Origin of the sequence: Halorussus halobius, from assembly GCF_004765805.1 — an archaeon.
GTDB lineage: Archaea > Halobacteriota > Halobacteria > Halobacteriales > Haladaptataceae > Halorussus > Halorussus halobius.
This window is the reverse complement of record NZ_SBIU01000003.1, coordinates 549,366-572,320: the sequence shown is the minus strand read 5'-3', so window position 1 is coordinate 572,320 and position 22,955 is coordinate 549,366. Positions and strand designations below refer to the sequence as shown.

The following is a 22,955-nucleotide window of genomic DNA, read 5'->3' as shown; positions in this document are numbered from 1 at the left end:
TTTACCACCTCATCGTTGTCGCTCGGGTCACGTCCACGTCCGCGAAGTTGCGATACAGCACCAGCACGATGCCGATTCCGATGGCGACCTCGGCCGCCGCCAGCCCCAGCACGAACAGGCTGAACGTCTGCCCGGTGAGGTTGCCGTGGAACCGCGAGAACGCGACGAGATTGACCGCCGCCGAGTTCAACAGCAGTTCCACGCTCATCAGGAACAACAACGCGTTGCGCCGGGTCAGGATGCCGAACACGCCGATGCAGAACACGGCGGCCGACAGCAGGAGGTAGTACTCGATGGGAACCATCAGTCGTCCACCTCCTCGTCGTCAGTCGGGGTCGGTTCCGCGGGCCGGCCGCCGTCGGTCGCCGGCACCCGCTCGCCCTCCGAGCGCAGGGCCGTCGTGAGTTCGCCCTCGTCTTCGCGGCTGGCCAGCATCACCGCGCCGTCGAGCGCGGCGTCGAGCACCACCGCGATGAGGATGAACGTCACGAGAAAGCCCTCGCTGGGAACGGCGTTGGGCGCGTCGATGTTGAACATCGAGTAACCGATGCTCGCCATGATTCCGGCGTCGCCCTCGAAGCCGGGTGCGGGGTCGCCGAACGGCGCGCCGACGAACACCGCTGCGAGCACGACGAACAGCGCGACGGCTGCGATGCCGGGCCACTTGCGGGCGCGGGCGTCGACGTCACTCGACGGAGGCCGTTCCTCCTCGTCGCCACTCATGCACTACTCACCTCCTCTTCGTCTGTCTGTGCCTGGCGCGTGAGCATCACGGCGAACGTGATGAGGACGAGCACCCCGCCGACGTAGACGAGTATCTGCATCGCCGCGAGGAACTCCGCCTGTAACATCACGTAGTGGACCGCGACGGAGAGCAACGCGACACCCAGCAGCAACGCGGAGTGCCACACGTCCTGCACCAGGACGACGCCCAGACTGCTCGCTATCGTGACGACGGCGAACAGCCCGAACGCGATCATCTCGTACACCATTTGAGTCACCTTGAAGTTCTGGTAATCGTCCTTTCAACCTTTCGAGACGGAGTTACTGGTAGTCCACCTCGCCTTCGCCCTCGCCGATCCACGCGCCCCGGTCGGGCTCGCGGGATTCGAGGGGGTCCATGTCCTTGTACCACGGGACGTTCTTGAGCTGTTCCTTGTTGAATACGAATTCGTCCTTCGTGTCGGCCGTGAACTCGAAGTTCTCGGTCAGCAGGATGGCGTCCACGGGACAGACCTCCTCGCACAGCCGGCAGTAGATGCACTGGCCGATGTGGAGGTTGTACTGCTCGCCGTTGCGCTGGTCGTCCTGCACGATCTGTATCGTGTCGTTCGGACAGACGTTCTCGCACTGGCGACACCAGATGCATCGCTCCTGGCTGAACTTGTGTACGCCCCGGAATCGCGGGCTCACTTCGGGTGCCACGTCGGGATACTGAACCGTGAACGTGGACCCGTCCAGTGCGTGTTTCATCGTAGTCGCCATTGACTTGAGGAGTCCGATCATTAGAACGTCACCCCGACGATGACTGCCGTCAGGACGAGATTGACGAACGAAAGGACGAGCATGCCCTTCCATCCGATCTCGATGAGCTGGTCGATGCGAAGGCGGGGAATCGCCGACCGGGCCCACTGGGTGAACAGGAACACGGCCCATATCTTGACGATGAACCAGACGAACCCGGGCAGGACCGGTCCGGCCGGGCCCCCGAGGAACAGCGTCGTGACGATGGCCCCGCCGAGGAAGATGTGGATGAACTCGCCCATGTAGAACAGGACGAAGTAGATGCTGGAGTACTCGGTCATGTACCCCGCGACGATCTCCGTCGGCGCTTCCGGAATGTCGAACGGGTTGCGGCCGACCTCCGCGAGGTTCGCGACCATGAACAGCACGAACGCGAAGGGGTTCACGAACGCGAACCACGACGGAATCGTCACGCCCGCGACCGTCAGCAGCGGTTCGGCCTGCTGGGCGACGACCTCGCTGGTCTGGAGCGTCCCCGTGAAGAGCACGACCGACGCCCCGGTCACGATGAGCGGAATCTCGTAGGCGATGTTCTGCGCGATGGCGCGCAGCCCGCCCATCATCGAGTACTTGTTGTTCGACGCGTACCCGCCCATAGTCAGCGCGAGGGTGGCGATCGACGCGGCTGCGAAGACGAACGCCACGCCCGTCTCGGGGTCGGCCATCTGGACGTTGATGCCGAATATCGACCCCATCGGGATGACGGCAAAGCCCAGAAGCGCCGAGAACGCGAGCAGTATCGGCGCGATGTCGTACGCCGGCCGGTCGGCACCGTCCGGGATGATGAGCTCTTTCGCCATCAGCTGAATCGCGGCGGCGGGGATGATGAGCAGTCCCGCAGGTCCGTGACGGTTGATGGCGATGCGGTCGGTGAACGCCGCCGTTATCTTCCGCTTGGCCCACGGTCCGGCCACGCCGGCGTTGGCAAGCATGATGTTGGCGACGACGAACGCGCCGATGAGCCCCGCCACGACCTCCTGCCAGACCGCCAGCTCGGAACCGAACAGCACTCGCCCGATGGTCTCGGGGAGCAGGGTCGGCTCGGCCTGTAGCGGCGCGAACATCACCGGTCCACCTCCCCGAGGATGACGTCGAGGCTACCCAGCGCGGCGACGAGGTCGGGGACGTATTCGCCCTCGGCCATCGCCTCCAGCGAGTGGAGATTGTTGAAACACGGGCTCCGTATCTTGAACCGGGCCGGCGTGTCCGTCCCGTCCGACCGGACGTAGATGCCGAGTTCCCCCTTCGCGCCCTCGACGGCGCGGTAGACCTCCGTGTCGGGGTCGGGCTTGAGCGTCCGGGGCACGTTGCTCTGGATGGTGCGCTCGTCTTCGGGCCAATCCTCGAGCAGGTCGACGCACTGCTCGATTATCTTCGCCGACTCCTCGACCTCCTGCATCCGGACGAGCAGCCGCGCGTAGTTGTCGCACCCGTCCTCGGTGACGACGTCCCAGTCGAGCTCGTCGTAGTAGCCGTACGGGTCGTCGCGCCGGAGGTCGTAGTCGACGCCCGACGCGCGGGCGACCGGGCCGGTACAGCCGTACTGCTTGGCCGTCTCGGGATCGATGACGCCGGTGTCGATGGTGCGGGTCTGGAATATCTCGTTGCCCGTGATGAGGTCGTGGTACTCCTCGAGCGTCTCGGGCAGGTCGTCGATGAAGTCCCGAATCTGCTCGAAGAACTCCTCGCGGGGCTCGGGCAGGTCCCAGACGACCCCGCCGAGCCGGAAGTAGTTGAACATCATGCGCTGGCCCGTCAGGTCCTCGAGGATGTTCTGGACCTTCTCGCGGTCGCGCATGGCGTACATGAAGATGGCGGTGAAGTCGCCGTAGATGTCCAGACAGAACGTTCCCAGCGCCAGCATGTGCGCGGCGATCCGACAGAGTTCCGCGCTCATCGTCCGGATGACCTGGGCGTACTCGGGCACCTCGATGTCGTTGAGGTCCTCGGCCACGCGGGCGTACGCCCACTCGTTGAGTATCCCGGCGGACGCGTAGTCCCACCGGTCGGGGTACGGCATTATCTGGTGGCGGTACGTGCCCTGCTGGCACATCTGCTCCTCGCACCGGTGGAGGTAGCCGATGTCGGGTTCGACGTCGGCCACCTCCTCGCCGTCGAGGACCGCCTTGACGTGGAGCACGCCGTGGGTCGCCGGGTGGTGGGGCCCGATGTTGAGGAACATCGTGTCCGACTCGGCGTCGTGGTGGTCCTCCTGAAGCGGGTTGGCGTGCTCTTTCAGCGTGACTATCTGGGGCTTGTCCTGGTTGTAGTCCGAACTCAGCGGGTGGCCCTGCCACGTCTCGGGCAGCAGGATGCGCCGGAGGTCCGGATGGGTCTCGTAGTCGACGCCGACGAGGTCGTAGGCCTCGCGCTCGTGCCACTCGGCCGTCTTGTACACCGACGCGGCCGACTCGCTGGTCGGGTTCTCGACGTCGGTCGGGACGACCACGCTGACCTCCTGGGTCCGGTCGTCGTACTTGGTCAGGTGGTAGATGCTCTCGTAGCGGTCCGCGTAGTCCTGTGCGGTTACCAGCGAGAGGTGGTCGAACCCGGCCTCCTCGCGGAGGAGCTCGAGCGCGCCTGCCACCTCGTCGGGGCGAACGACGAACCCTTCGGCGTTGAGGTGGCTCTCCCGCCCGATGACGCGGTCGCCGAGCAGTTCCTCGAGGGCGTCGTAGTCGACGCCTTCCTCGGTGACCCCGACGGCGGTCGTCCGTTCTTCCAGACTCATGGCGAATCAGCCCAGTTGTATCGCATGACGAGGTCGTCCTCGTCGATTTCGTCCGCGAGCTTCTGCACCAACTCGTCGCGGTCGAGGTCGCCGAACTGTTCGAGTTCGTACGGCTTGACAGTCACCGGGGAGGTCTCGCCGTTCGAGACCCGCTCCTGGAGCTTGACGACGCCGTACACCAGCGCCTCGGGGCGGGGCGGACAGCCGGGGACGTGGATGTCGACCGGGATGACCTCCTCGGCTCCCTTGATGACGTTGTACCCCTCCTGGAACGGCCCGCCCGAGATGGTACACGAGCCCATCCCCACGACGAACTTCGGCTCGGGCATCTGGTCGTACACGCGCTTCATCCGGGGCGCGAACTTCGAGACGATGGTGCCCGGCACGATCATCACGTCGGCCTGCCGGGGCGAGGCGCGGGGGACGCCCGACCCGAATCGGTCGAGGTCGTGCTTGACCGCGTAGGTGTGCATCATCTCGATGCTGCAGCAGGCGATACCGAACTGCAGCATGAACATCGACGACCCGCGCGCCCAGTTCAGGAACTTGTCGAACTTCGTGAGGATGAACGGCGTCGACCCCAGCGCCTCCCGAAGCTTGGAGTTGAACCGATTGTCCACGCCACTCCCCATCCGCGCCTCGCGGGTCTTGGTCTGTGGGTCTGTGCTCCCGTGAATCGCGTCCCGTGGTTCGTTGCTCATTATCTTTCCACGCTCCGTTCGGCCCTCGAAGTGTTACGGACCCACTGTACAGCGCCCTGCCGCCACGCCCAGCCGAGACCGACGACGAGGATGGCGACGAACACCAGCATCGGCAACAGTGCGCCGACCAGCCCGACGCCCTCCATCGAGACCGCGTCCCGGTAGATGACCGTCCAGGGGAAGATGAGGACGGTCTCGATGTCGAAGACGACGAACAGCAGCGCGACCATGTAGTACTGGATGTTGAATCGGATGCGGGTCCCGCCGGTCGGAACCTCGCCGCTCTCGTAGGTGGCGGTTTTCCCTTTCTCGGGCACGCTCGGCCGAATGAGGCTGGATACCGTCATCATCCCGAGCGGTATCAACAGCCCCATCAGCGCCAGCGCGCCAATCGCTATCCATGGATTCATGCCGTAGTCTCCTACCATCGGACGATTGTGAGCGCACCCCTATAAGCGTTGATTCTTGCGATTCGGACGAATCCGGGCGTCTCGCGCGTCGTTGGACGCCCTGCCGGGTCCCGTCGAGAAACGGACTGTTTCGAGTCGAAATCGAGGCTGGTGGGGGTAGCGACGGGGAAACCACGCCCTCGGAATTCTCGCTCGCTGACGTTAACCCGACCAAACCGCGAGAAACCGCCAGCCGCGTGCTCATGGAGAGGGACGCGAACCACCGCAGCGGTCGCCGGCCTCGGTGCCGTGGCGAGTGTTGTCGCGGTCGCGATTGGGGCTTTCACTGGCTCAGGGATAGGGACGGTCGCGTTTGCTGTCGCGATGCGGTCGCGGTTGCTGTCGCGATGCGGTCGCGGTTGCAGTGCGGTCGTCATTGGAGTTCGGTCACGGTTTCTCCGTAACTCGAGCGGCAACTACCTAAGCGCCTTTCAGACGAGAAGGGTTCCGTGACGCTATCTGCGCCGCGGGAGTTGAGACTATAGTGAGTTCAACGGGCCTGCGACGCGTAGTATCGGACGATTCAGCGAACAGGAACTGACTCAGTTCGCGCTCGAAACGGCCGATCTTATTGAGTTGTCTACTATATGCGCGAATTTCGGCGAGGCTCACGACCCATAGTCACTACGAAATACTGGCAACGACGCCCCAAGAATCCGTTCAACCGATACGTACATACTACATCCCGAAATGGATGTCCGACACACTTACAATCGTTTTTTGATAAAACGTCTACGTGAATCCCTCCAAGAACGACGAGACCGTGTTCGGCGACCCATCCCGAAAGGGTGAGACAGCACAAGACACGGCAGGCGTGAAACGGAGAACGTTTCTGGCGGCGGGCATCGCTGGTGTCGGTGTTGGTCTTAGCGGTTGTCTCGGTAGCCGTGGTCGGTCCCTCCCGTCGACCCCATCCGGGTCGTGGCCGCAGTATATGCGCGACGACGGGAACACAGGGGCGACAAGGGCAACTGCTCCGTCGCGCGGAAATCTCGCCTGGACATCGGACGCATTCACGCGTTGGCTACCGGTTGCGGCCGACGGTGAAGTCTACATCGGAAACGTCGATCCGAACCCGGACCCGAAAATCGTCGGGCTCGACGCGACGAATGGCTCCGAGCGCTGGAGCGTCAGTATCGAGGAGGCAAGCCACTATACATCTGCCGTCGTCGGGGAGGTACTAGTCGCCGCGTATGGAGACCAAGTAGTTGCTCTCGACCGTGAGTCAGGTGACCGAGAATGGACCGCGACGCTATCCGGCACCGTTTCCCGCACCGATATCACTGCCGTCTCTTCGGAGACGCTCGTGCTGATTCCTGAAGAGTCCGGACGGGAGACTGCCCTCACAGCGCTCGACGCCACGACGGGAGAACAGCAGTGGTCCACTCCGCTGGCGGGGCACCCAATTGACGCTCCAGCGGTCCAAGGAGACGGCGTTTACGTCGCCTCAGAATCGGAGCTGTATCGCCTCGATATCGCGGACGGAAGCCAAGTGTGGAGCCAGAGTGTCGAGGCCGTCGCACTCGGTCCGAGAGCGACGGCGAGAGGACTCGTCGTTGCTGCCAACGGTGAACTTACCGTCCACGATGCCGACACCGGAGAGCGTCTCCGGAGGCTCGACGGCTACGACCGCGCGGCTCACGGCGTAGCACTCGCGGACGGAACCGCGTATTGGCTGACCGGCGAGAGCCTCGCAGCGCTCTCCGTCGAAGACGGGACTGTGGAGTGGCGTCTCGACGCCGAGGGATGCCAGGAGGGGCTCTGTGTCGGACGGGACACCGTCGTCGCTCCGGTCAAGTCCGAGGCGTTCGATCTGGAGACCGCGTGGCCCACAATCGCTGCATTCGACCGTGAGACCGGTGATGTGCGCTGGTATTATCACATCGACGGGTTCGACGTGTTGTTTACGACGCCCCCGGTGCTCATCGACGGGGCTGTCTACTTTGCAGCTAACACTATCGATAGCGTCGGTGTGCTCGGGGACGTGCCGCCAGCGGAGGATTCGGGGCTGTTCTAAGGTCTGAGATACGCCGTCTGAGGGGTCGGGGCGTTTGAACCGGGAACGAACGCTCTCGGCGCATGGGTTCGAGTATGCATTGAGACGGCTGGTCTCGACTTCTGGCTGCCGAGGCCTATGAGTTACCGCACCGCGACCGCAACAGCACCGCGCACCGCGACCGCAACAGCACCGCGCACCGCGACTGCATCCCCACGAAACCCCGTCCGCAGCGACGAACGGCTACTCGCGGTCGGCGCGGAATCCCGGCGTCCCCTCCTCGTGGAGCCGCCGGGAGACGTCGGCGACGCCTTCCTGCAAGTCGTCGTGGTACTCGACCAGCCGGTCGCGCAGCTCGTCGTGTTCGCGTGCGAGCATCTGGACCGCCGAGAGGGCCGCGTTGAACGACTTGGCCGCGTCGACCGCGACGAGTGGCGCGCCGGTCGGCATCCCTACGACCGAGGGCAGCGACTTCTCCTGGACCGGCACGCCGACGACCGGGAGCGGATAGGCCAGCGAGGCGGTCATGTTGGGCAGGTCGGCGGACTTGCCGCCGGCACCCGCGATTATCACGTCCAGCCCGCGCGCCTCGGCGGTTTCGGCGTAGGCGTACATCAGGTCGGGCGTGCGGTGGGCCGACACCACGTACGTCTCGAAGGTGTACCGGGCCTCGGGCGGGTCGTCGTAGTCGGTCACCTCCGCGAACCCGAGTTCGGTCAGCGCGTCGTACGCGCCGGGTCGGCCGTCCTCGGACCCCGCCATCACGTCGAGGTCCGAGTCGCTGCCCATGATGAGCCCGATCTCGGGCGTCTCCTCCGGACTCCTGTCGCGTTGCGCCTCGGCTCGCAGGTCGTCTATCAGTCGCTGGAGTTCGCTCATCGGAAGGTCACCTCGTCGCGCAGGTCGCGTGCGTCTCGAAGCAGGTCCCCGGTCGATTCGGCGTCGCTCTCGCAGTCGCCGACCACGGTCAGGTGGCCCATCTTCCGCAGGGGATACACCTCGCGCTTGCCGTACCAGTGGTAGCTCGCGCCGGCGTGACCCAGCACCGCCTCGACGCCCGAAATCTCGACCGACTGGCGCTCCTCGACGTCGCCGAGCAAGTTGGCCGAGACCACCGGACTCCGGAGGTCGGTCGCGCCGAGCGGTCGCCCGGTTACCGCGCGGACGTGCTGTTCGAACTGGGAAGTCAGCGCGCCCTCGATGGTGTAGTGGCCGGAGTTGTGCGGTCGAGGGGCGATCTCGTTGACCAGAATATCGCCATCGGGCGATTCGAACAGCTCGATGCCGTACACGCCCCGGCCGTCGAGCAGGTCGAGCACGTCTTGGGCCACTTCGCGGGCGCGCTCGGCGGTGGCCTCGTCGGTCCGGGCCGGCACCACCGTCTCGCGCAGTATCTCCTCGCGGTGGACGTTCTCGCCGAGCGGGAAGGTCGCGGTCCCGTCCTCGCCCTTCGCGCCGATTATCGACACCTCGCGCTCGAACTCGACGAACTGCTCGGCCATCGCGCCGACGTCGTCGCCGTCGGTCGCGGCCGAAATCTCGGCCAGCGCGTCGTCGACGTCGGTCTCGTCGCGAACCGGGACGTTGCCCCGGCCGTCGTAACCGCCCTCGCGGGCCTTCAACATCACGGGGAAGCCGAAAGACTCGATGGCGTCCAGCAGGTCCGCGCGGTCGTCCACGGCGCGAAACTCGGGGACGGGGACGCCTGCCTCGGCGAGCGCGCGCTTCTGGACCAGTTTGTCCTGGATGGTCCGGAGCGTCTCGGGGTCGGGGTGGACCGGGACGCCGAACTGCTCGCCGACGCGGGCCAGCACGTCGGGGTCGGCCAGCTCGATTTCGAACGTGAGGTAGTCCGCGCGCTCGGCGAGGTCGCGGACCGCCGCCTCGTCGTCGAAGTCGCCGACGATTTGGTCGCGGGCGACCGGCGCGGCCGGACAGTCCGGCGTCGGGTCGAGGACGACCAGTTCGACGCCCAGCGGCGCGGCCGCCTCCGCCAGCATCCGGCCGAGCTGGCCGCCGCCGACGACGCCCAGCGTTGGTGTGTCGCTCATCTACCCCGACGTTGTGGACAGGACTGCATAAAATTTCTCAACCCGGACTATCGATGTACACGTCCATGCCTACTCGTCGGCGACAGCCTCGCGGTCGACGTACTCCTCGTCGACGAAGAACACGGTCTCGCTCCCGTAGATGGTGAGTTCCTCCTCGAACGCTCGATAATCGCCGAGTCGCTGGCCGACCGCCTCGGCGTCCTCGGCGCGCGCGACGACGACCGGCGGCGAGTCGGACCCGACCACGCCGAGGTCGGTGGTGCTGTCGACCTCCGCGCCCGCGAGTTCGGTGTACCACGGGATGGGGAGCCGGTCGTACCAGCCGCCGGGGGCCGACCAGTCGTCGGCGTCGCTCTCGTCGGCGACGTAGAAGTCCGACCCGTAGTACAGCACGTCGATGCCGTCGTTGGCCTCGCTGGCGGCTTGGACGGTTTCGAGCGTCGGCCGGATGCCCTCGGCGGGTTGGCCGTACTGGACGAGCAGGTTCTCCTCCTGGCCGGCGTCGTCGAGGTACTGGTCTTGCGGGTGGGCGTAGGTCGTGCTGACCGCCGTGGCCGCGACCTGGCCGGCGACCAGCAACACGAGCAGGGCCGCGAGCGCGGCGCTCACGCCGTCGCCATCGGTCACGGCCGCCGCGCCCCACCGAACGAGCAGCGCCACCCCGACTGCGGCGGGCACTGCCAGCGGCACCACCGCGTGGACGACCTCCCACGGGAAGTCGTTCTCCACGATGGCGGGGTAGCCAAGCACCGTCACGAACCCCCAGTAGAAGGTGAACGACACCACGTCGCGGGGGCGACGGTCGGCGTATCTGTCCGCGAGGAAGCCGACGGGCGCGAGGACGACGACCGCCGCCGCCCCCGCCCACAGGAACGACCCGAGTTGCAGGAACGACTCGACGTACGACCCCTGATTGCCCTCGCCCCACTTGCCCATCGCTTCCTCCCACGACCCTATCGTGGCGTCCTCGATGACGGCCGGGAACAGACCGGGGTCCGAGAACGCCTTCCAGAGGCCGGGTCCGGGGACCCCTTGCGCGCGCGGCGCGTAGAAGAACACGATGACCGCGAAGAAGGTGACGACCCCGAGTAGGAGGTGGAGCGCCCACCGGTCGTCCCACAGCGAGCGCCACGCGTCCCCGACCCACTCCCGAACGAGCGCGCGGCGGTCGTCGCCCCCGGCGAGCAACTGGAGGCGGTGGTCGGCCAGCAGGACGACCGCGCCGAGCCACGTCACCACGTACACCAGCACGTTCTCCTTGGTGGTGAACGCCAGCGCGAGCGCGATCGTCCCCGCGTAGAGGTACCGGGGCTTGCGAGTGTCGAACAACCGGACGTAGAAGCCGAGCGCGAACAGCATGAACGCCGCGAGCAACACGTCGTTGCGCATGAACCGCGAGTAGTAGAGCACGACCGGGTTGGCCGCGAGTAGCAGTCCCAGAACCACCATCTCGACCCGGCGGAGGCGCTCGCGGAACAGCCACGCGGTCAGCGGGAGCAGCCCCGACACGACCGCGACGGGAACGCGCGCGAGGAAGTCGCTCGCGCCGAACAGGCCGAACAGGTAGTTGTTGACGTGGTAGAAGAACGGGCCGTGGATGACGGCGTGGTACTCCCAGACGCCGGTCTCGCCGTAGCGGAGTATCCAGTAGCCCACGCGGGCCTCGTCCCAGTGGAACACCCGAGTACCCAGCGCGAACAGCCGGAGCGACAGCGCCAGCACCGTCACCGCGAGTAGGGCGGCGGCGGTCCGCGTGCCCACCGAGCGACCGAGCCCGGTCACGGACTCACGCGCCCGGCGTCGGGCGTTCGTGCGGCTCTCGTCAGCAGTCATCGTCTCGGGAGTGTATCCCCGGTTACACAAGTTTTCCGGAGAACGGTAGTTCTTTTACTCGGCCCGCCATCGACCCCGACATGGTTTCCCTCGGCCTCGTCGTCTCGCGGTTCAACCGCGGGGTGACCGAGCAGATGGAGGACCGCGCCCGCGAAGCCGCCGGCGATCGCGACGCCGACGTGGTCGAGACCCTGCGGGTGCCCGGCGCGTACGACGCGCCGCTGGCCGCCGACCGACTCGCGCGCCGCGACAGCATCGATGCGGTGGCCGTCGTCGGCACCATCGTCACCGGCGACACCGACCACGACAGGGTCATCGCCGACGCGACCGCACAGGGGCTGACCGACGTGAGCCTCGACCGGGACACGCCCGTAACGTTCGGCGTCAGCGGCCCGGGGATGTCCGGAGCCGAAGCCCGCGAGCGCGAGGACAAGGGAGCCGAAGCAGTCGAAGCCGCCGTCGACCTGGTGGAGGAACTCTGACCATGGACTTTTCCGAACGCATCCGACGCGTCGAACCGAGCGCCACGCTGGCCATCAGCAACCTCGCCGCCGAACTCGAAGCCGACGGCGCGGACGTGGTGGACCTCAGCGTGGGCGAACCGGACTTCCCCACGCCCGAGAACGTGGTCGAGGCCGGACAGCAGGCCATGGACGCTGGCCACACCGGCTACACGTCCTCGAACGGGATTCGAGAGCTCCGGGAGGCCATCGCCGAGAAGCTCCGAGGGGACGGCCTCGACTACGGGGCCGACGAGGTGATCGTCACGCCCGGCGCGAAGCAGGCGCTGTACGAGACGTTCCAGACGCTCGTCGACGACGGCGACGAGGTGGTCCTGCTCGACCCCGCGTGGGTGTCCTACGAGGCGATGGCGAAGCTGGCGGGCGGCGAGCTGAACCGGGTCGACCTCGCGCCCCACGACTTCCAGCTCGAACCCGGACTCGACGACCTCGCAGCCGCGGTGTCGGACGAGACCGACCTGCTGGTCGTCAACTCCCCGAGCAACCCCACGGGCGCGGTCTACTCCGACGCCGCGCTCGAGGGCGTCCGGGACCTCGCGGTCGACCACGACGTGACGGTCGTCAGCGACGAGATATACCAGCGCATCACCTACGGCCGCGAGCCGACGAGCCTCGGGACCTTCGACGGGATGGCCGAGCGCACGGTCACGATAAACGGCTTCTCGAAGGCCTACTCGATGACCGGCTGGCGGCTCGGCTACCTCGCCGGCCCGGAAGACCTGATCGCCGAGGCCGGAAAGCTTCACTCCCACTCGGTGTCGTGTGCGACCAACTTCGTCCAGCGCGCGGGCGTCGAAGCGCTCGAACACACCGAGGCCGCCGTCGACGAGATGGTCGAGGCGTTCGGCGAGCGCCGCGAGTTCCTGCTCGACCGGCTCGGCGAGGAGGGCGTCGACGCGCCCGAGCCGGACGGTGCCTTCTACCTGATGATGCCCGTAACCGAGGACGACCAGCAGTGGTGCGAGGCGGCTCTCGAATCGGCCCACGTCGCCACCGTTCCGGGCAGCGCCTTCGGTGCGCCGGGATACGCCCGCATCTCGTACGCCAACAGCACCGAGCGCATCGGCGAGGCGGTCGACCGTCTCGTCGACGCCGACCTGCTGTAGGGCACAAGGCTTATCCTCGCGATACATCTGCCATCGGATATGAACCTCCGGTCCGCGCTCGGCTCCCTCCAGCTTCCGGTCGCCGGCCTCGGCCTGCTCGTGGTCGCAGTGTCGCTCGCACAGTTACAGACCATCCCCGAGCCACCGCCGGAAAGCGACGGGTTCGCGAAAGGGCTGGCAACCCTCTTCTTCGGGTTGCTCGCGCTCGGCGGGTTCGTGGTGTCTTCGCTCGGGTTCGCCATCCCGCCGGGCGAGGGCTACGGCGTCCGGTTCGGCCGGTGGCAGCGGCGGCTGTTCGTGGCGGCGGGGGTCGGCGGACTCGCCAGCCTCCTCGTCCCGCTGTTCGCGTGGTCCGTGGCGAGTGCGACCGGACTCGGACCCGGAGCCGTCGTACTCGCGTGCCTGGGGACGCTGGCGCTCGCGGTGCTGGCGTACCTCGGCGCGCTCGGATGGCGAACCGCCGAGGCCGTCGCTCGTCGCGTCGGGGAGTGATGCGCTGGGGCGTGACCGGCCGCGTTCGCGCGGCCGGTCACGCCGCAGTCGCGGCGCGGCTCAGGCCCGCGCGAGGAGTCGAATCCACTTGCCGCCCGACGCCGATTCGACCTCGAACCCGGCGTCTGCGACCAGTTCGCGGAGCTCTTCGGCCCGGTAGAGCGTGAACTGTCGACCGTCCTCGTCGTAGGTGTCGCCCTCGCGCTCGCCGTGGCCGCGCTTCACCGACAGGCAGACGACGCCGCCCGGCCGGAGCGCGCGCCGGAATTCCCGGAGGGTCGCCGGCGCGTCCCCGCGGGGAACGTGGAGGAACGACGCGCACGCCCAGAGCCCGTCGACCGCGTCGGTGGCGAGCCCGAGGCTCCGCATGTCCATCCGAGCGAACGAGGCCGCCGGTGCCTCCTCGCGCGCGAGCCGGAGGAACGCGGGCGTGAGGTCGACGCCGACGACCTCGTGGCCGCGCTCGGCGAAGATGGCCGACTCCCAGCCGGGACCGCAGCCCACGTCGACGACGGAGCCGGGCTCGCCGCCGGTGGCGTCGTCGAGCGCGTCGAGGAACTGCTCGACCAGTTCTCGAATCCCGGAGCGGTCGGCGTGGCGCTGGCGGTACTGTTCGGCGACCGACTGGTAGGTGGCGACGGTGTCGCGGTCGGTCATTCGCCGGGGATTCGGAGCGGTCGCTGTTCAATCTGGCGCAGCCTTCTTTCAGGTTAGTCGGACTGGCGGTCGAGAGGTGTGGGTGGCCGTGCCACCGGAGAGATGTTGGTGGCCGTGCCACCGGTCGGCTGGGCCGGACGAGGTGCCGGCGGCCTGCCCGCGACCGCACGAGGCGTCCGGGCCGAACTGGTCTCGCCATCGTATTTAAAATCTGGCGTCCCCCGGCGGGAAGCGTCGGGGGTGCGACCCGGCGGACGGCTCGCCGAAACGATACGCCAAACAGACTACCGTTCGAGAAGTCACAATCGGTAAGTGTTCGTTCAGTATTGTCCTACGCATGAGCCAAGAGGGTCGGAATCACACTCGACGCGGGCTCCTCGGCCTGCTCGGTGCGTCCGCGACCGCAGGTTGTCTGCGCCTCACCGAGGACACCACCACGTCACAGGAGTCGCCGACCTCGACCGAAACCGAACGGACCGAGACCACGGGGACGTCGGACTCGGCATCGTCCGGACCTGTCGGGGCGACCGTCCAGATCGAGCCGGACGACGAACTCGGATTCGAGCCCTCGGAGGTCGCGCTCGAACCGGGGGAAGCCGTCAGATGGACGTGGAACGGGGACGCGGGCCACAACCTTCACGTGACGAGCCAGCCGTCCGACGCCGACTGGTCCGGCGTCGAAGAACTCCAGGAGTCGGGCCACGAGTACGTCCACACGTTCGACGTCTACGGCACCTACGAGTACGAGTGCCAACCGCACGCCCGAACCGGTGCCGTCGGGACCGTCGTCGTCACGGACAATCCCGACGGCGTCGGCGAGCAGTACGCGACCGAGACCTCCGTCGAGGGAGTCGCGGACGCGTGGCCGCAGTTCGCGTTCGACGCCGCGAACTCGGCGTCCTCGTCGACGACGGGACCGGAGACGCTCCTGCCGGCGTGGCGTCACCAGCTGTCGGGCGAGCAGGCCACGGGCCGAGAACCGGCCCGTGGGGCCAGTTACCCGCCCGTCGTCGCGGACGGTCGGCTCGTCTCGACCACCGAGAGTCAGTTGCTCGCGCTCGACGCCGCCACCGGCGGAATCGACTGGGTGACGGGGTACGACGGCGGCGACGCGTTCGGCGGACTCGCGGTCTCCGACGATACGGTGTACGTGCCACGGGCCTCGGGCCTGAGCGCACATCGGCTTTCGTCGGGCACCCGCCGGTGGCAGGCCACGTTCGAGAACGCCGTCCTGTCCGGGCCGGCCGTCACCGCCGACGCACTCGTCGTCGCAACCAACGACGGCGACAGCCAGACCGGGACCGTCAGGTGTCTGGACCCCTCGAGCGGCGACCAGCGGTGGACCTACGAGTTCGAGTCGGTCGTGTTCTGGCCGCTCGCCGTCGACGAGGACGCGGTGTACGCCGCCGTTCAGGTGTTCGGTGACCGCGACCGGACGTCGACGGTCGCCGCGCTGGACGTCGCGTCGGGCGACGCGCTGTGGACGTTCGACGCCGAGGACGCCCCCATAAGCCCGACGGTCGTCGACGACGCGGTCGTCGTCCTCGACCAGTCGGGTACCGCGTACGCGCTCTCGCGGTCGACCGGTCAGGTCCAGTGGACGTACGACGCCGGAGACCAGGGCGTCGGGAGCGTCGGCGTCGCCGACGGCACCGTCGTCGGCTACGCCCGGAGCGGCGACGCACCCGTCATGTGGGCGGTCGAGGCCGTCTCCGGCAGCGAGCAGTGGCGGACCGAACTCGACGAAACGGCCGCCATCGCTCCCGCTATCGCGGACGGCCGCATCTACACGACTGCAGGGACCACGGTCCTCGCTCACCGCCTCGACTCCGGCGAGCGGGTCGCCGAACGTCGCGTTACTGCACCCGGTTCGTTCACCGGCCCCGTCGTCGCCGACGGCGCGGTCTTCGTGGGCGGGACCGAAATCCACGCTCTCGCCGCGGACGACTGACGAGGAGCGACGCGTATTCGGACACGTCCCGAGCCGGCTACTCCAGACTCAGCCCCGGGTGCCACGTCTCGACGCCGGCCTCGGCCTTCGTGGCGTCCATCTTCGCCAGTAGCTTGACAGCCAGACTCGCCGTCTCGGCCGCCCGGTTCTCGCCCTCGGTCATGAACTCGCCGGTCTCGCGGTTGGCGAACACCGAGCAGACCGCGCCCGCCCGGAGGCCGTAGACGTTCGCCAGCGTCAGGATGGCGCTGGCCTCCATCTCGATGTTCTTGACGTTCGCGGCCGTGAGGTTCTCGACCAGTTCGTCGCTTCCGGCCGCCTCGAACCCCTCGAACCCCGGCCGGCCCTGCCCGGCGTAGAAGCTGTCGGCGCTCATCGTGATGCCGGTGTGGTAGTCGTAGTCGAGTCGCTCGGCGGCCGCGACCAGCGCCGAGACGACCTCGTGGTTCGCGACCGCGGGGTAGTCCTCGCGCACGTACTCGTCGCTGGTGCCTTCCTGCCGGACGCCGCCGGTCGTGATGACGAGGTCACCCACGTCCATCTGGGGCTGGATGGCCCCGCAGGAGCCGACCCGGACGAAGGTGTCCGCGCCCACGCGAGCGAGTTCCTCGACCGCGATGGCCGCCGACGGGCTCCCAATGCCCGTGGAGGTGACGCTGATGGGCGTTCCGTCGTACTCGCCCGTGACCGTCCGGTACTCGCGGTGGTGAGCCACCTCCTTGCTCTCGTCCCAGAACCGGGTTATCTTCTCGACGCGCTCGGGGTTGCCCGGCAGGAGCACGGCGTTCGCCACGTCGCCCTCGCCGACGTCGACGTGGTACTGCACCTCGTCGTTGGGGTCTTCGCTGTCGCCGGTCATGCCCAGCGACTACTCGGCGGCCGGACATAAAGGGTTCGTCAGCAAGTGCGGGACGGGCGGGCCAGCAACCCTTTCATCGCGCGCCGCCCTACGTCCGGGTATGGCATCCGAATCCGCCGGCGAGCCGATAGACGTCCGGGTGGAGGACGAACCGCCGGGAATGGAGCGGGTCCGCGCGCTCAGTCGACTGCTCGACGAAGCGCTCGAGATTCCCGTACTCAACTACAGGGTCGGCCTCGACCCGATTCTGGGCATCCTGCCCGTGGGCGGCGACGCGGTGGCGGCGGCCATGTCGCTGTACATCGTCGCCGAGGGCGCGCGCATGGGTGCCTCGCAGGACACCCTCGTCAAGATGGTCCTCAACGTCCTCGTCGACGCGGTCGTGGGGTCGATTCCGGTCCTCGGGACGCTCGTGGATGCGGTGTGGAAGGCCAACGAGCGCAACGTCGCGCTGCTGGAGGCCGAGTTCGGGGGCGGAGCGTAACGAATCGCACTGGCGGGTCACACCGCCTCCCCGTCCCGAACCCAGCAGTAGCCGTACCGGCCGAGGTCGAATCGCCACTCGCCAGCGCCCGCCTCGTCGCCAGCGCCTGCCTCGCTAGCGTCGCTCGTTCCGTTTCCACTGCCGCCGACGCGCGCGAACTCGGCGTCGCCGAACAGTCGAGTCGGCGTCGAGTGGTCGGGCCCGCTACCGAGCGCGAGCGTCGCGCGGGTCGGGTCCGCGCCGAGGTTGTGGACCGCCGTGACCCGGCCGCGGTCGCTGGTCATCCGGTGGGCGAAGACGGCCGGGTCCTCGACCGAAAGCACCTCGCAGTCGCCGCGACCCACCTCGGGGCACTCCGACCGCAGGCGGTTGAGCCGCGAGAACCACTGGAGCAGCGAGTCGGGGTCGCCCCGCTGGTCGGCCACGTTGACCGACTCGTAGCCGAACTCCCCGCCCGAGATCACGGGCCGGACGAGGTCGTCGGGGTCGGCCGCCGAGAAGCCGGCGTTGGGTTCGTCGGCCCACTGCATCGGGGTCCGGACCGCGTTCCGGCCGGGCAGCGAGAGGTCCTCGCCCATGCCTATCTCGTCGCCGTACACCACCAGCGGTGTCCCCGGCAGCGAGTACAGCAGGCTGTAGGCGAGTTCGATGCGGTCGCGGTCGCCGTCCAGCATGGGCGCGAGTCGCCGCCGGATGCCCCGGCCGTAGATGCGCATCCCCTCGTCGGGCGCGAACGCGTCGAACACGGTTCGGCGAGCCTCGGGCGGCAGTCGGCCGACGTTGAGTTCGTCGTAGTTCCGGAGGAAGTTGGCCCACTGGCCGCCCGCGGGAATCTCGGGCAGCAGGTCCAGTACCGTGCGAATCGGCGTGGCCGACTCCTCGGCGAGCGCCGCCACGAGGTAGGCGTCCAGCAGGAAGTTGAGCAACACGTTCATCTCGTCGCCGTCGCCGAAGTAGTCCGCGAGGTGGTCGGGGTCGTCGTCGGCCTCCGCGAGCAGGATGGCGTCGTCGCCCCGGCGCTCGACGAACCGGCGCAGCTCCCGCAAGACGCCGTGGGGGTCGTCGAGCCGCGTCGATTCGAGGCCGCCCTTGTTGTCTATCATGAGCGTCGCGGCGTCGACGCGGAACCCCGAGACGCCCAACTGGAGCCAGAACTCCAGTACCTTGCGTATCTCCTCGCGCACCGCCTCGTTGGCGAGGTTGAGGTCGGGCTGGAAGTGGTAGAACCGGTGGTAGTAAAAGGCCTCGGCGGCCTCGTCGTAGCTCCACACCGACTCCTCCTCGCCGGGGAACACCGGGCCGCGCTCGGGGTCGGGGTCGTCGGGTGGGTCCGCGCGCCAGACGTAGTAGTCCCGATACGGCGAGTCGGGGTCCTCCCGGGCGCGCTGAAACCACGGGTGCTGGTCGGACGTGTGGTTGACCACGAGGTCGACGATGACCCTGATGCCCCGGTCGCGCGCGGCGTGGACCAACGCCACGAAGTCCCCGAGCGTGCCGTACTGGGCGTCGACACCGTAGTAGTCGGCCACGTCGTAGCCGTTGTCCCGGTTGGGCGACGGGTAGAACGGCAACAACCACAGGCAGTCGACGCCCAGCCCTTCGAGGTAGTCGAGGCGGTCGGTCAGTCCGGCGAAGTCGCCGACGCCGTCGCCGTCCCCGTCGGCGAACGCCTCCACGTCGACGGCGTAGATGGTCGCGTTCTCGTACCAGCGGTCGGTGGTCTGCATCCGGAAACCTCCCTTCGGCGTTCGTCGACCGCCAGCCGGAAAACTGGTGCGGGCGGGCGAGCGGACTCGAAACCCGACCGGACGATCAGCGCCCGTACAGCACGTACGAACCCAGCAGGAATCCAAGCACCATCCCCGCGAGGAGGCCGACAAATCGCCCGACAGCTCCGGCGACCAAACCGACGACCGCGCCGGTGAGCAGGCCGACGATTCCCATCCCCACGAGGAAGAAGAACCCGGTCTGCCACTCCTCGACGAGGTCGACGATGCTCTCGGCCACGTTCCGGACGAGCCCCGGCGCGATAAAAATTCTTCCGGACGACGATTCGGTCGTCCCGCTCGGCCCCGGTCCCGCGAGTGCCACGCGACCGGACGCCCGGGAGCCACCCGAATCCGGCGCGTGCCGTTTAATTAACCCCGGGTCGCCGGGAACGGTCTGAAACGCTAAGTGCGTCCGCGTGTTCCACACAGTCGTTCTGGTGGGGGACTGATGGATGCGAGTACGCGAACAGCGACCGGGGAATCGGACGCGAGCGAATCGGTCGACGGGGGCGACGCGGTGGTGACCTGCGCGAACGTCACGCGGCGCTACGGGCGGGGCGGCCGCGGGGGCTGGTTCTCGTTCGGCCGGAACGACCGGGACGAGAGACCCACGGTCACGGCGCTGTCGGACGTGTCGGTCCGCGTCGAGCGCGGCGAGTTCGTCGGCCTGTCGGGGCCCAGCGGGAGCGGCAAGTCCACGCTGGTCCACCTGCTGGCCGGCCTCGACACGCCGACCGAGGGCACCGTCACGCTCGCGGGCGAGGACGTGTCGACGCTCTCGAAGTCGGCGCTGACCCGCCTGCGGCTCGAACGCGTCGGCATCGTGTTCCAGCGCTTTCACCTGTTGCCGTCGCTGTCCGCGCGCGCGAACGTCGCGCTCCCGCTGGTCGAGCGCGGAGTGGGCAAGGCCGAGCGCCGCGAGCGCGCGGCCGACCTGCTCGACCGGGTGGGACTGGGCGACCGCTTGACCCATCGGCCGGGCGAGCTCTCGGGCGGCGAGCAACAGCGGGTCGCGGTCGCGCGGGCGCTCGCGGGCGACCCGCTGGTGGTGCTGGCCGACGAGCCGACCGGGGAACTCGACACCGACGCGGGCGCGGCCGTCCTCGACCTGCTGGCGGAGGTCGCCAGCGACCGGGCGGTCGTGCTGGCCTCCCACGACGAGCAGGCGCTCGACCGGACCGACCGCGTCATCCGACTGCTCGACGGGCGGGTGCAGGATGCGTAGGGGGCCGAGGCGGCCGCGACGACGCTCGGGGGTGAGCGAATGTCGTCGCTGACTCGATGGCTCGGACTGGTCGGGGTCGCGCTCCGCCGGACCGCGGCCAAGGCGACCCGGACCGCGCCGCGCCAGACCGCCGCGAGCGTCCTCGGTGTCGCCATCGCTGTGGCGCTCATGCTGGTCGTGACCGCGACCGGGCTCGGACTCGTCGAGGGCACCACGGTCCGGGGCGACGCGGTCGACTACTGGGTCGTGCCCGAGGGCGGGGGCGTCTCGACGATGGTGGTGTCGGCCTCCTCGACCCAGCTCGGCGACGTCCACGCCAAGACCGCCGCGCTGGCCGACGACGACCGAATCGAGCACGCCACGCCGGTACTGGTCTCGGTGCTGGAGGTGAGCGCGGGCGACGAGAGCGAGTACGTCCTCGGCGTGGGCGTGGTGCCAGCGCCCGACCTCGGCCGGGTCGCGGGCCTGCCGACCGCGCCGCTCTCGCCCGGCGACCCGCACTTCGCGAACGGGAGCTACGGCGGCGAGTGGACCGGCGAGTCGGTCGTCTCGACCAGCGCGGCGCGGAACCTCGATTTGTGTGGCAACGACTCGTCGGCGTGCGCCGCCGAGAACGCCAGCCTCTCGGTCGCGGGAGCCACGTCCGGCGGGGGCGCTCGGGACCTGCGAGTCACGGCCGTCGAGTCGGCGGCCGTCGAGTCCGGGCTGTCGGGCGCGCCCGTGATGGTCGTCCACCTGAGCGAGCTACAGACGATTACCGGGGCGGCCGGGGCCGACCAGGCCGACCAGATACTCGTCCAGTCGACCGCCGGCGGGCTGGAGTCGGACCTCGAAGCCGAGTTCGAGGGCGCGACCGCAGTCACCCGCGCCGGGTTCACCGCCCAGCAGTCCATGGACTCCGAGCTCCCGCTGGCGATGGGCGTGGCCGCGTTGCTGGTCGCAGTGGTGGTGGGCGCGCTGTTCGTCGCCACCACGCAGGGACTGCAGGTCGAGGCCGACGGCGAGCAGTTGGCGACACTCGCGGCCATCGGCGTCTCGCGCCGGGCGCGGGCGACCCTGCTCGCGGTGCAGGCGCTCGCGCTCACGCTCGCGGGCGGCGCGCTCGGCGTCGCGCTGGCGTACGCCGCCACGGCGGGGCTCAACTGGGCGGCCGTCCGGGCCATCGCGCCCGTCCCGGTCGCGAGCTTCCACCCCGCGCTGGTGGCCTACGGGCTGGGCGTCTCGGCGCTCATCGGGCTGCTGGTCGCGCCGTACCTGCTCGCGATGGAGCGCCGGACCGAGAGCGTCACGGAGGTAATCCGGTGAGACCGAACCGTCGAGCCGTCGGGGCGAGCGAACGGCGGACGGGCACGGGGGCGGACCGATGAGTCGGCTCCGGACCGCGCTCGCGGTCGCGGCCGCCCAGTTGCGCCACGAGCGCACCCGGACCGCGCTCGCGGTCGTCGGCGTCGCGGTGGCGGTGCTGGCGACCACGCTGCTGGCGGGCGTGGGCTACGGCGTGGTCGAGACCGGCCGCGAGCAGTTCGACGCCTCGGGTCGGGACCTCTGGATAACCGGCGGGAGCATCTCGGGGAGTCCAGGCGGGTCGGGCGGGTTCGGCGCGTCGCTGCTGAACTCCCACGAGGTCGCCCGCGACGTCGAGGCCCGAGCGGAGGTCCAGTCGGCCATCCCGATGGCGTTCCAGGGCGTGTACGTCGGCAACGACTCGGGCGAGATGCAGACGGTGGTCGGCGTCGGCGTCTCGGGCGGCGGCCCCTTCATCGACTACGAGGAGGGCGAACTGCCCCACGGCGACGACCACTACGCCAACGGGAGCTACGACGGGCCGCGATTCGACGAGGTCGTGGTCGACCCGCGGACGGCCGAACTGTTCGACGTGGGAGTCAACGACACGCTGTACGTCGGCTCGTCGGTCGAGAGCGCGCGGAACAACTCGTTTACCGTGGTGGGCATCTCCTCGACGTTCTCCAGCTTCCTGGGCGCGCCCACCGTCACGACCTACCTGAGCGAGCTGCAGGCGGTCACCGGAACGACCGGCACCGACCGAGCGACGTTCGTCGCGGTCGACCTGACCGACGGGACGAACGCGACCGCGACGGCCCAGCAGCTCCAGCGGGCCTACCCCGAGTACGAGGTCCGGACCAACGACGAGCAGATGCAGTCGGTCCTCCGGCAGAACGCGGTGGTGCTGGCGGTCGGGGCGGCGCTGGTCGTGCTCGCGGTGGTCGCGGGGTTCGCGCTCACGGTGAACGTGCTCTCGACCGTGGTTTTCCAGCAGCGCGAGGAGCTGGCGGCCCTGACCGCGCTGGGCATGTCGACCCGGACGCTGGTCGGGATGGTGGCCGCCCAGGGCGTCCTGCTCGGCGCGCTCGGCGGGCTGGTCGGAGTCGCGGCCACGCCGCCCTCCGCGCTCGCGCTCGACTTCGTCGCGGCCGAACTCGTCGGCTTCGAGGGGCTGGTCCAGACGCCGGGGTCGGTGCTGGTGGTCGGCGCGGCCATCGCGCTGGTGATGGGCACGGCCGCCGCCGCCGTCGCGGGCTGGCGGACCGTCCGGACCGTCAGCGTCGACCAGCTCTCGACCTGAGTGGCCGAGTCGGCGTCGACGC

The 22,955-nt window shown here is 68.5% G+C and carries 24 protein-coding genes; 9 read left to right on the top strand and 15 right to left on the bottom strand.

The window, feature by feature from the left end; genetic code table 11:
* Position 1: 1 nt before the first annotated feature.
* The 8 genes from nuoK to EPL03_RS09585 are packed head-to-tail and all read right to left on the bottom strand — an operon-like array spanning position 2 to position 5,366.
* Complete coding sequence (gene nuoK, locus EPL03_RS09620) at positions 2-304, bottom strand: NADH-quinone oxidoreductase subunit NuoK (RefSeq protein ID WP_135829111.1); 303 nt, start codon at positions 302-304, stop codon at positions 2-4.
* Positions 304-723: an NADH-quinone oxidoreductase subunit J gene (locus EPL03_RS09615; protein ID WP_244605238.1), complete on the bottom strand. Its 420-nt coding sequence runs from the start codon at positions 721-723 to the stop codon at positions 304-306. Before EPL03_RS09615 ends, nuoK begins: the two co-directional genes overlap by 1 nt.
* A complete protein-coding gene (locus EPL03_RS09610) occupies positions 720-992 on the bottom strand; it encodes an NADH-quinone oxidoreductase subunit J (protein WP_135829110.1) in 273 nt (90 codons plus the stop codon). Before EPL03_RS09610 ends, EPL03_RS09615 begins: the two co-directional genes overlap by 4 nt.
* Positions 993-1,044: 52 nt before the next feature.
* Entirely contained in the window at positions 1,045-1,506 is a 462-nt protein-coding gene (locus EPL03_RS09605) for a NuoI/complex I 23 kDa subunit family protein (protein ID WP_135829109.1), read from the bottom strand.
* A complete protein-coding gene (locus tag EPL03_RS09600; protein ID WP_135829108.1) occupies positions 1,506-2,588 on the bottom strand; it encodes a complex I subunit 1/NuoH family protein in 1,083 nt (360 codons plus the stop codon). Before EPL03_RS09600 ends, EPL03_RS09605 begins: the two co-directional genes overlap by 1 nt.
* Positions 2,588-4,255 carry an NADH-quinone oxidoreductase subunit D gene (locus EPL03_RS09595; RefSeq protein ID WP_135829107.1) on the bottom strand — a complete coding sequence of 556 codons (1,668 nt, stop codon included), beginning with the start codon at positions 4,253-4,255 and terminating at the stop codon, positions 2,588-2,590. Before EPL03_RS09595 ends, EPL03_RS09600 begins: the two co-directional genes overlap by 1 nt.
* Positions 4,252-4,959: an NADH-quinone oxidoreductase subunit B gene (locus tag EPL03_RS09590; protein ID WP_135829106.1), complete on the bottom strand. Its 708-nt coding sequence runs from the start codon at positions 4,957-4,959 to the stop codon at positions 4,252-4,254. The genes EPL03_RS09595 and EPL03_RS09590 overlap by 4 nt, the downstream gene beginning before the upstream one ends.
* Entirely contained in the window at positions 4,956-5,366 is a 411-nt protein-coding gene (locus tag EPL03_RS09585; RefSeq protein ID WP_135829551.1) for an NADH-quinone oxidoreductase subunit A, read from the bottom strand. The genes EPL03_RS09590 and EPL03_RS09585 overlap by 4 nt, the downstream gene beginning before the upstream one ends.
* A gap of 775 nt (positions 5,367-6,141) precedes the next feature.
* Between EPL03_RS09585 and EPL03_RS09580 the strand changes: the two genes are divergently transcribed.
* Complete coding sequence (locus tag EPL03_RS09580) at positions 6,142-7,422, top strand: outer membrane protein assembly factor BamB family protein (RefSeq protein ID WP_135829105.1); 1,281 nt, start codon at positions 6,142-6,144, stop codon at positions 7,420-7,422.
* 222 nt (positions 7,423-7,644) lie between these two features.
* Here the strand turns inward: EPL03_RS09580 and purE are convergent, their stop codons facing one another.
* From purE to EPL03_RS09565, 3 genes are all read right to left on the bottom strand, one after another.
* Positions 7,645-8,280: a 5-(carboxyamino)imidazole ribonucleotide mutase gene (gene purE / locus EPL03_RS09575; protein ID WP_135829104.1), complete on the bottom strand. Its 636-nt coding sequence runs from the start codon at positions 8,278-8,280 to the stop codon at positions 7,645-7,647.
* Positions 8,277-9,452: a 5-(carboxyamino)imidazole ribonucleotide synthase gene (locus tag EPL03_RS09570; protein WP_135829103.1), complete on the bottom strand. Its 1,176-nt coding sequence runs from the start codon at positions 9,450-9,452 to the stop codon at positions 8,277-8,279. Before EPL03_RS09570 ends, purE begins: the two co-directional genes overlap by 4 nt.
* Before the next feature lie 69 nt (positions 9,453-9,521).
* On the bottom strand, positions 9,522-11,285 hold the full coding sequence (locus EPL03_RS09565; protein ID WP_135829102.1) for a flippase activity-associated protein Agl23: 1,764 nt from the start codon (positions 11,283-11,285) through the stop codon (positions 9,522-9,524).
* An 80-nt stretch (positions 11,286-11,365) separates the two neighbouring features.
* Here EPL03_RS09565 and ribH point away from each other — a divergent pair, with 80 nt between their 5' ends.
* The 3 genes from ribH to EPL03_RS09550 are packed head-to-tail and all read left to right on the top strand — an operon-like array spanning position 11,366 to position 13,404.
* A complete protein-coding gene (gene ribH, locus EPL03_RS09560; protein WP_135829101.1) occupies positions 11,366-11,767 on the top strand; it encodes a 6,7-dimethyl-8-ribityllumazine synthase in 402 nt (133 codons plus the stop codon).
* Between the two features lie 2 nt (positions 11,768-11,769).
* The gene (locus EPL03_RS09555) at positions 11,770-12,912 is read left to right on the top strand and encodes a pyridoxal phosphate-dependent aminotransferase (RefSeq protein WP_135829100.1); all 1,143 of its coding nucleotides are present in this window, start codon (positions 11,770-11,772) and stop codon (positions 12,910-12,912) included.
* A 39-nt stretch (positions 12,913-12,951) separates the two neighbouring features.
* Complete coding sequence (locus EPL03_RS09550) at positions 12,952-13,404, top strand: hypothetical protein (protein ID WP_135829099.1); 453 nt, start codon at positions 12,952-12,954, stop codon at positions 13,402-13,404.
* A 60-nt stretch (positions 13,405-13,464) separates the two neighbouring features.
* Here EPL03_RS09550 and EPL03_RS09545 read toward each other — a convergent pair whose 3' ends face one another.
* Complete coding sequence (locus tag EPL03_RS09545; RefSeq protein ID WP_135829098.1) at positions 13,465-14,061, bottom strand: class I SAM-dependent DNA methyltransferase; 597 nt, start codon at positions 14,059-14,061, stop codon at positions 13,465-13,467.
* A gap of 337 nt (positions 14,062-14,398) precedes the next feature.
* Here EPL03_RS09545 and EPL03_RS09540 point away from each other — a divergent pair, with 337 nt between their 5' ends.
* Complete coding sequence (locus EPL03_RS09540; RefSeq protein WP_135829097.1) at positions 14,399-16,012, top strand: outer membrane protein assembly factor BamB family protein; 1,614 nt, start codon at positions 14,399-14,401, stop codon at positions 16,010-16,012.
* A gap of 37 nt (positions 16,013-16,049) precedes the next feature.
* On the opposite strand, the gene EPL03_RS09535 is transcribed toward EPL03_RS09540, so the two are convergent.
* Entirely contained in the window at positions 16,050-16,871 is an 822-nt protein-coding gene (locus tag EPL03_RS09535; RefSeq protein ID WP_135829096.1) for a nucleoside phosphorylase, read from the bottom strand.
* A 100-nt stretch (positions 16,872-16,971) separates the two neighbouring features.
* Between EPL03_RS09535 and EPL03_RS09530 the strand changes: the two genes are divergently transcribed.
* The gene (locus tag EPL03_RS09530) at positions 16,972-17,355 is read left to right on the top strand and encodes a DUF4112 domain-containing protein (protein WP_135829095.1); all 384 of its coding nucleotides are present in this window, start codon (positions 16,972-16,974) and stop codon (positions 17,353-17,355) included.
* A 17-nt stretch (positions 17,356-17,372) separates the two neighbouring features.
* On the opposite strand, the gene EPL03_RS09525 is transcribed toward EPL03_RS09530, so the two are convergent.
* Together EPL03_RS09525 and EPL03_RS09520 are read right to left on the bottom strand one after the other, a co-directional pair.
* Positions 17,373-19,082, bottom strand: a complete 1,710-nt coding sequence (locus tag EPL03_RS09525; RefSeq protein WP_135829094.1) for an alpha-amylase family protein — start codon at positions 19,080-19,082, stop codon at positions 17,373-17,375.
* A gap of 85 nt (positions 19,083-19,167) precedes the next feature.
* Positions 19,168-19,362 (bottom strand): hypothetical protein, encoded by a 195-nt coding sequence (locus EPL03_RS09520; protein WP_135829093.1) that lies wholly within the window; start codon positions 19,360-19,362, stop codon positions 19,168-19,170.
* Positions 19,363-19,572: 210 nt separating this feature from the next.
* Here EPL03_RS09520 and EPL03_RS09515 point away from each other — a divergent pair, with 210 nt between their 5' ends.
* The 3 genes from EPL03_RS09515 to EPL03_RS09505 are packed head-to-tail and all read left to right on the top strand — an operon-like array spanning position 19,573 to position 22,933.
* Positions 19,573-20,349, top strand: a complete 777-nt coding sequence (locus tag EPL03_RS09515) for an ABC transporter ATP-binding protein (protein WP_135829092.1) — start codon at positions 19,573-19,575, stop codon at positions 20,347-20,349.
* Between the two features lie 39 nt (positions 20,350-20,388).
* The gene (locus EPL03_RS09510) at positions 20,389-21,654 is read left to right on the top strand and encodes an FtsX-like permease family protein (protein WP_135829091.1); all 1,266 of its coding nucleotides are present in this window, start codon (positions 20,389-20,391) and stop codon (positions 21,652-21,654) included.
* Positions 21,655-21,712: 58 nt separating this feature from the next.
* Positions 21,713-22,933: an ABC transporter permease gene (locus tag EPL03_RS09505; protein ID WP_135829090.1), complete on the top strand. Its 1,221-nt coding sequence runs from the start codon at positions 21,713-21,715 to the stop codon at positions 22,931-22,933.
* Positions 22,934-22,955: the final 22 nt, after the last annotated feature.

Excerpts from the sequence above, each read along its gene's own strand:
- nuoK (WP_135829111.1), bottom strand. The coding sequence starts at position 304 with ATGGTTCCCATCGAGTACTACCTCCTGCTGTCGGCCGCCGTGTTCTGC.
- EPL03_RS09615 (WP_244605238.1), bottom strand. The coding sequence starts at position 723 with ATGAGTGGCGACGAGGAGGAACGGCCTCCGTCGAGTGACGTCGACGCC.
- EPL03_RS09610 (WP_135829110.1), bottom strand. The coding sequence starts at position 992 with ATGGTGTACGAGATGATCGCGTTCGGGCTGTTCGCCGTCGTCACGATA.
- EPL03_RS09605 (WP_135829109.1), bottom strand. The coding sequence starts at position 1,506 with ATGATCGGACTCCTCAAGTCAATGGCGACTACGATGAAACACGCACTG.
- EPL03_RS09600 (WP_135829108.1), bottom strand. The coding sequence starts at position 2,588 with ATGTTCGCGCCGCTACAGGCCGAGCCGACCCTGCTCCCCGAGACCATC.
- EPL03_RS09595 (WP_135829107.1), bottom strand. The coding sequence starts at position 4,255 with ATGAGTCTGGAAGAACGGACGACCGCCGTCGGGGTCACCGAGGAAGGC.
- EPL03_RS09585 (WP_135829551.1), bottom strand. The coding sequence starts at position 5,366 with ATGAATCCATGGATAGCGATTGGCGCGCTGGCGCTGATGGGGCTGTTG.
- purE (WP_135829104.1), bottom strand. The coding sequence starts at position 8,280 with ATGAGCGAACTCCAGCGACTGATAGACGACCTGCGAGCCGAGGCGCAA.
- EPL03_RS09570 (WP_135829103.1), bottom strand. The coding sequence starts at position 9,452 with ATGAGCGACACACCAACGCTGGGCGTCGTCGGCGGCGGCCAGCTCGGC.
- EPL03_RS09565 (WP_135829102.1), bottom strand. The coding sequence starts at position 11,285 with ATGACTGCTGACGAGAGCCGCACGAACGCCCGACGCCGGGCGCGTGAG.
- ribH (WP_135829101.1), top strand. The coding sequence starts at position 11,366 with ATGGTTTCCCTCGGCCTCGTCGTCTCGCGGTTCAACCGCGGGGTGACC.
- EPL03_RS09555 (WP_135829100.1), top strand. The coding sequence starts at position 11,770 with ATGGACTTTTCCGAACGCATCCGACGCGTCGAACCGAGCGCCACGCTG.
- EPL03_RS09550 (WP_135829099.1), top strand. The coding sequence starts at position 12,952 with ATGAACCTCCGGTCCGCGCTCGGCTCCCTCCAGCTTCCGGTCGCCGGC.
- EPL03_RS09545 (WP_135829098.1), bottom strand. The coding sequence starts at position 14,061 with ATGACCGACCGCGACACCGTCGCCACCTACCAGTCGGTCGCCGAACAG.
- EPL03_RS09540 (WP_135829097.1), top strand. The coding sequence starts at position 14,399 with ATGAGCCAAGAGGGTCGGAATCACACTCGACGCGGGCTCCTCGGCCTG.
- EPL03_RS09535 (WP_135829096.1), bottom strand. The coding sequence starts at position 16,871 with ATGACCGGCGACAGCGAAGACCCCAACGACGAGGTGCAGTACCACGTC.
- EPL03_RS09530 (WP_135829095.1), top strand. The coding sequence starts at position 16,972 with ATGGCATCCGAATCCGCCGGCGAGCCGATAGACGTCCGGGTGGAGGAC.
- EPL03_RS09525 (WP_135829094.1), bottom strand. The coding sequence starts at position 19,082 with ATGCAGACCACCGACCGCTGGTACGAGAACGCGACCATCTACGCCGTC.
- EPL03_RS09515 (WP_135829092.1), top strand. The coding sequence starts at position 19,573 with ATGGATGCGAGTACGCGAACAGCGACCGGGGAATCGGACGCGAGCGAA.
- EPL03_RS09510 (WP_135829091.1), top strand. The coding sequence starts at position 20,389 with ATGTCGTCGCTGACTCGATGGCTCGGACTGGTCGGGGTCGCGCTCCGC.
- EPL03_RS09505 (WP_135829090.1), top strand. The coding sequence starts at position 21,713 with ATGAGTCGGCTCCGGACCGCGCTCGCGGTCGCGGCCGCCCAGTTGCGC.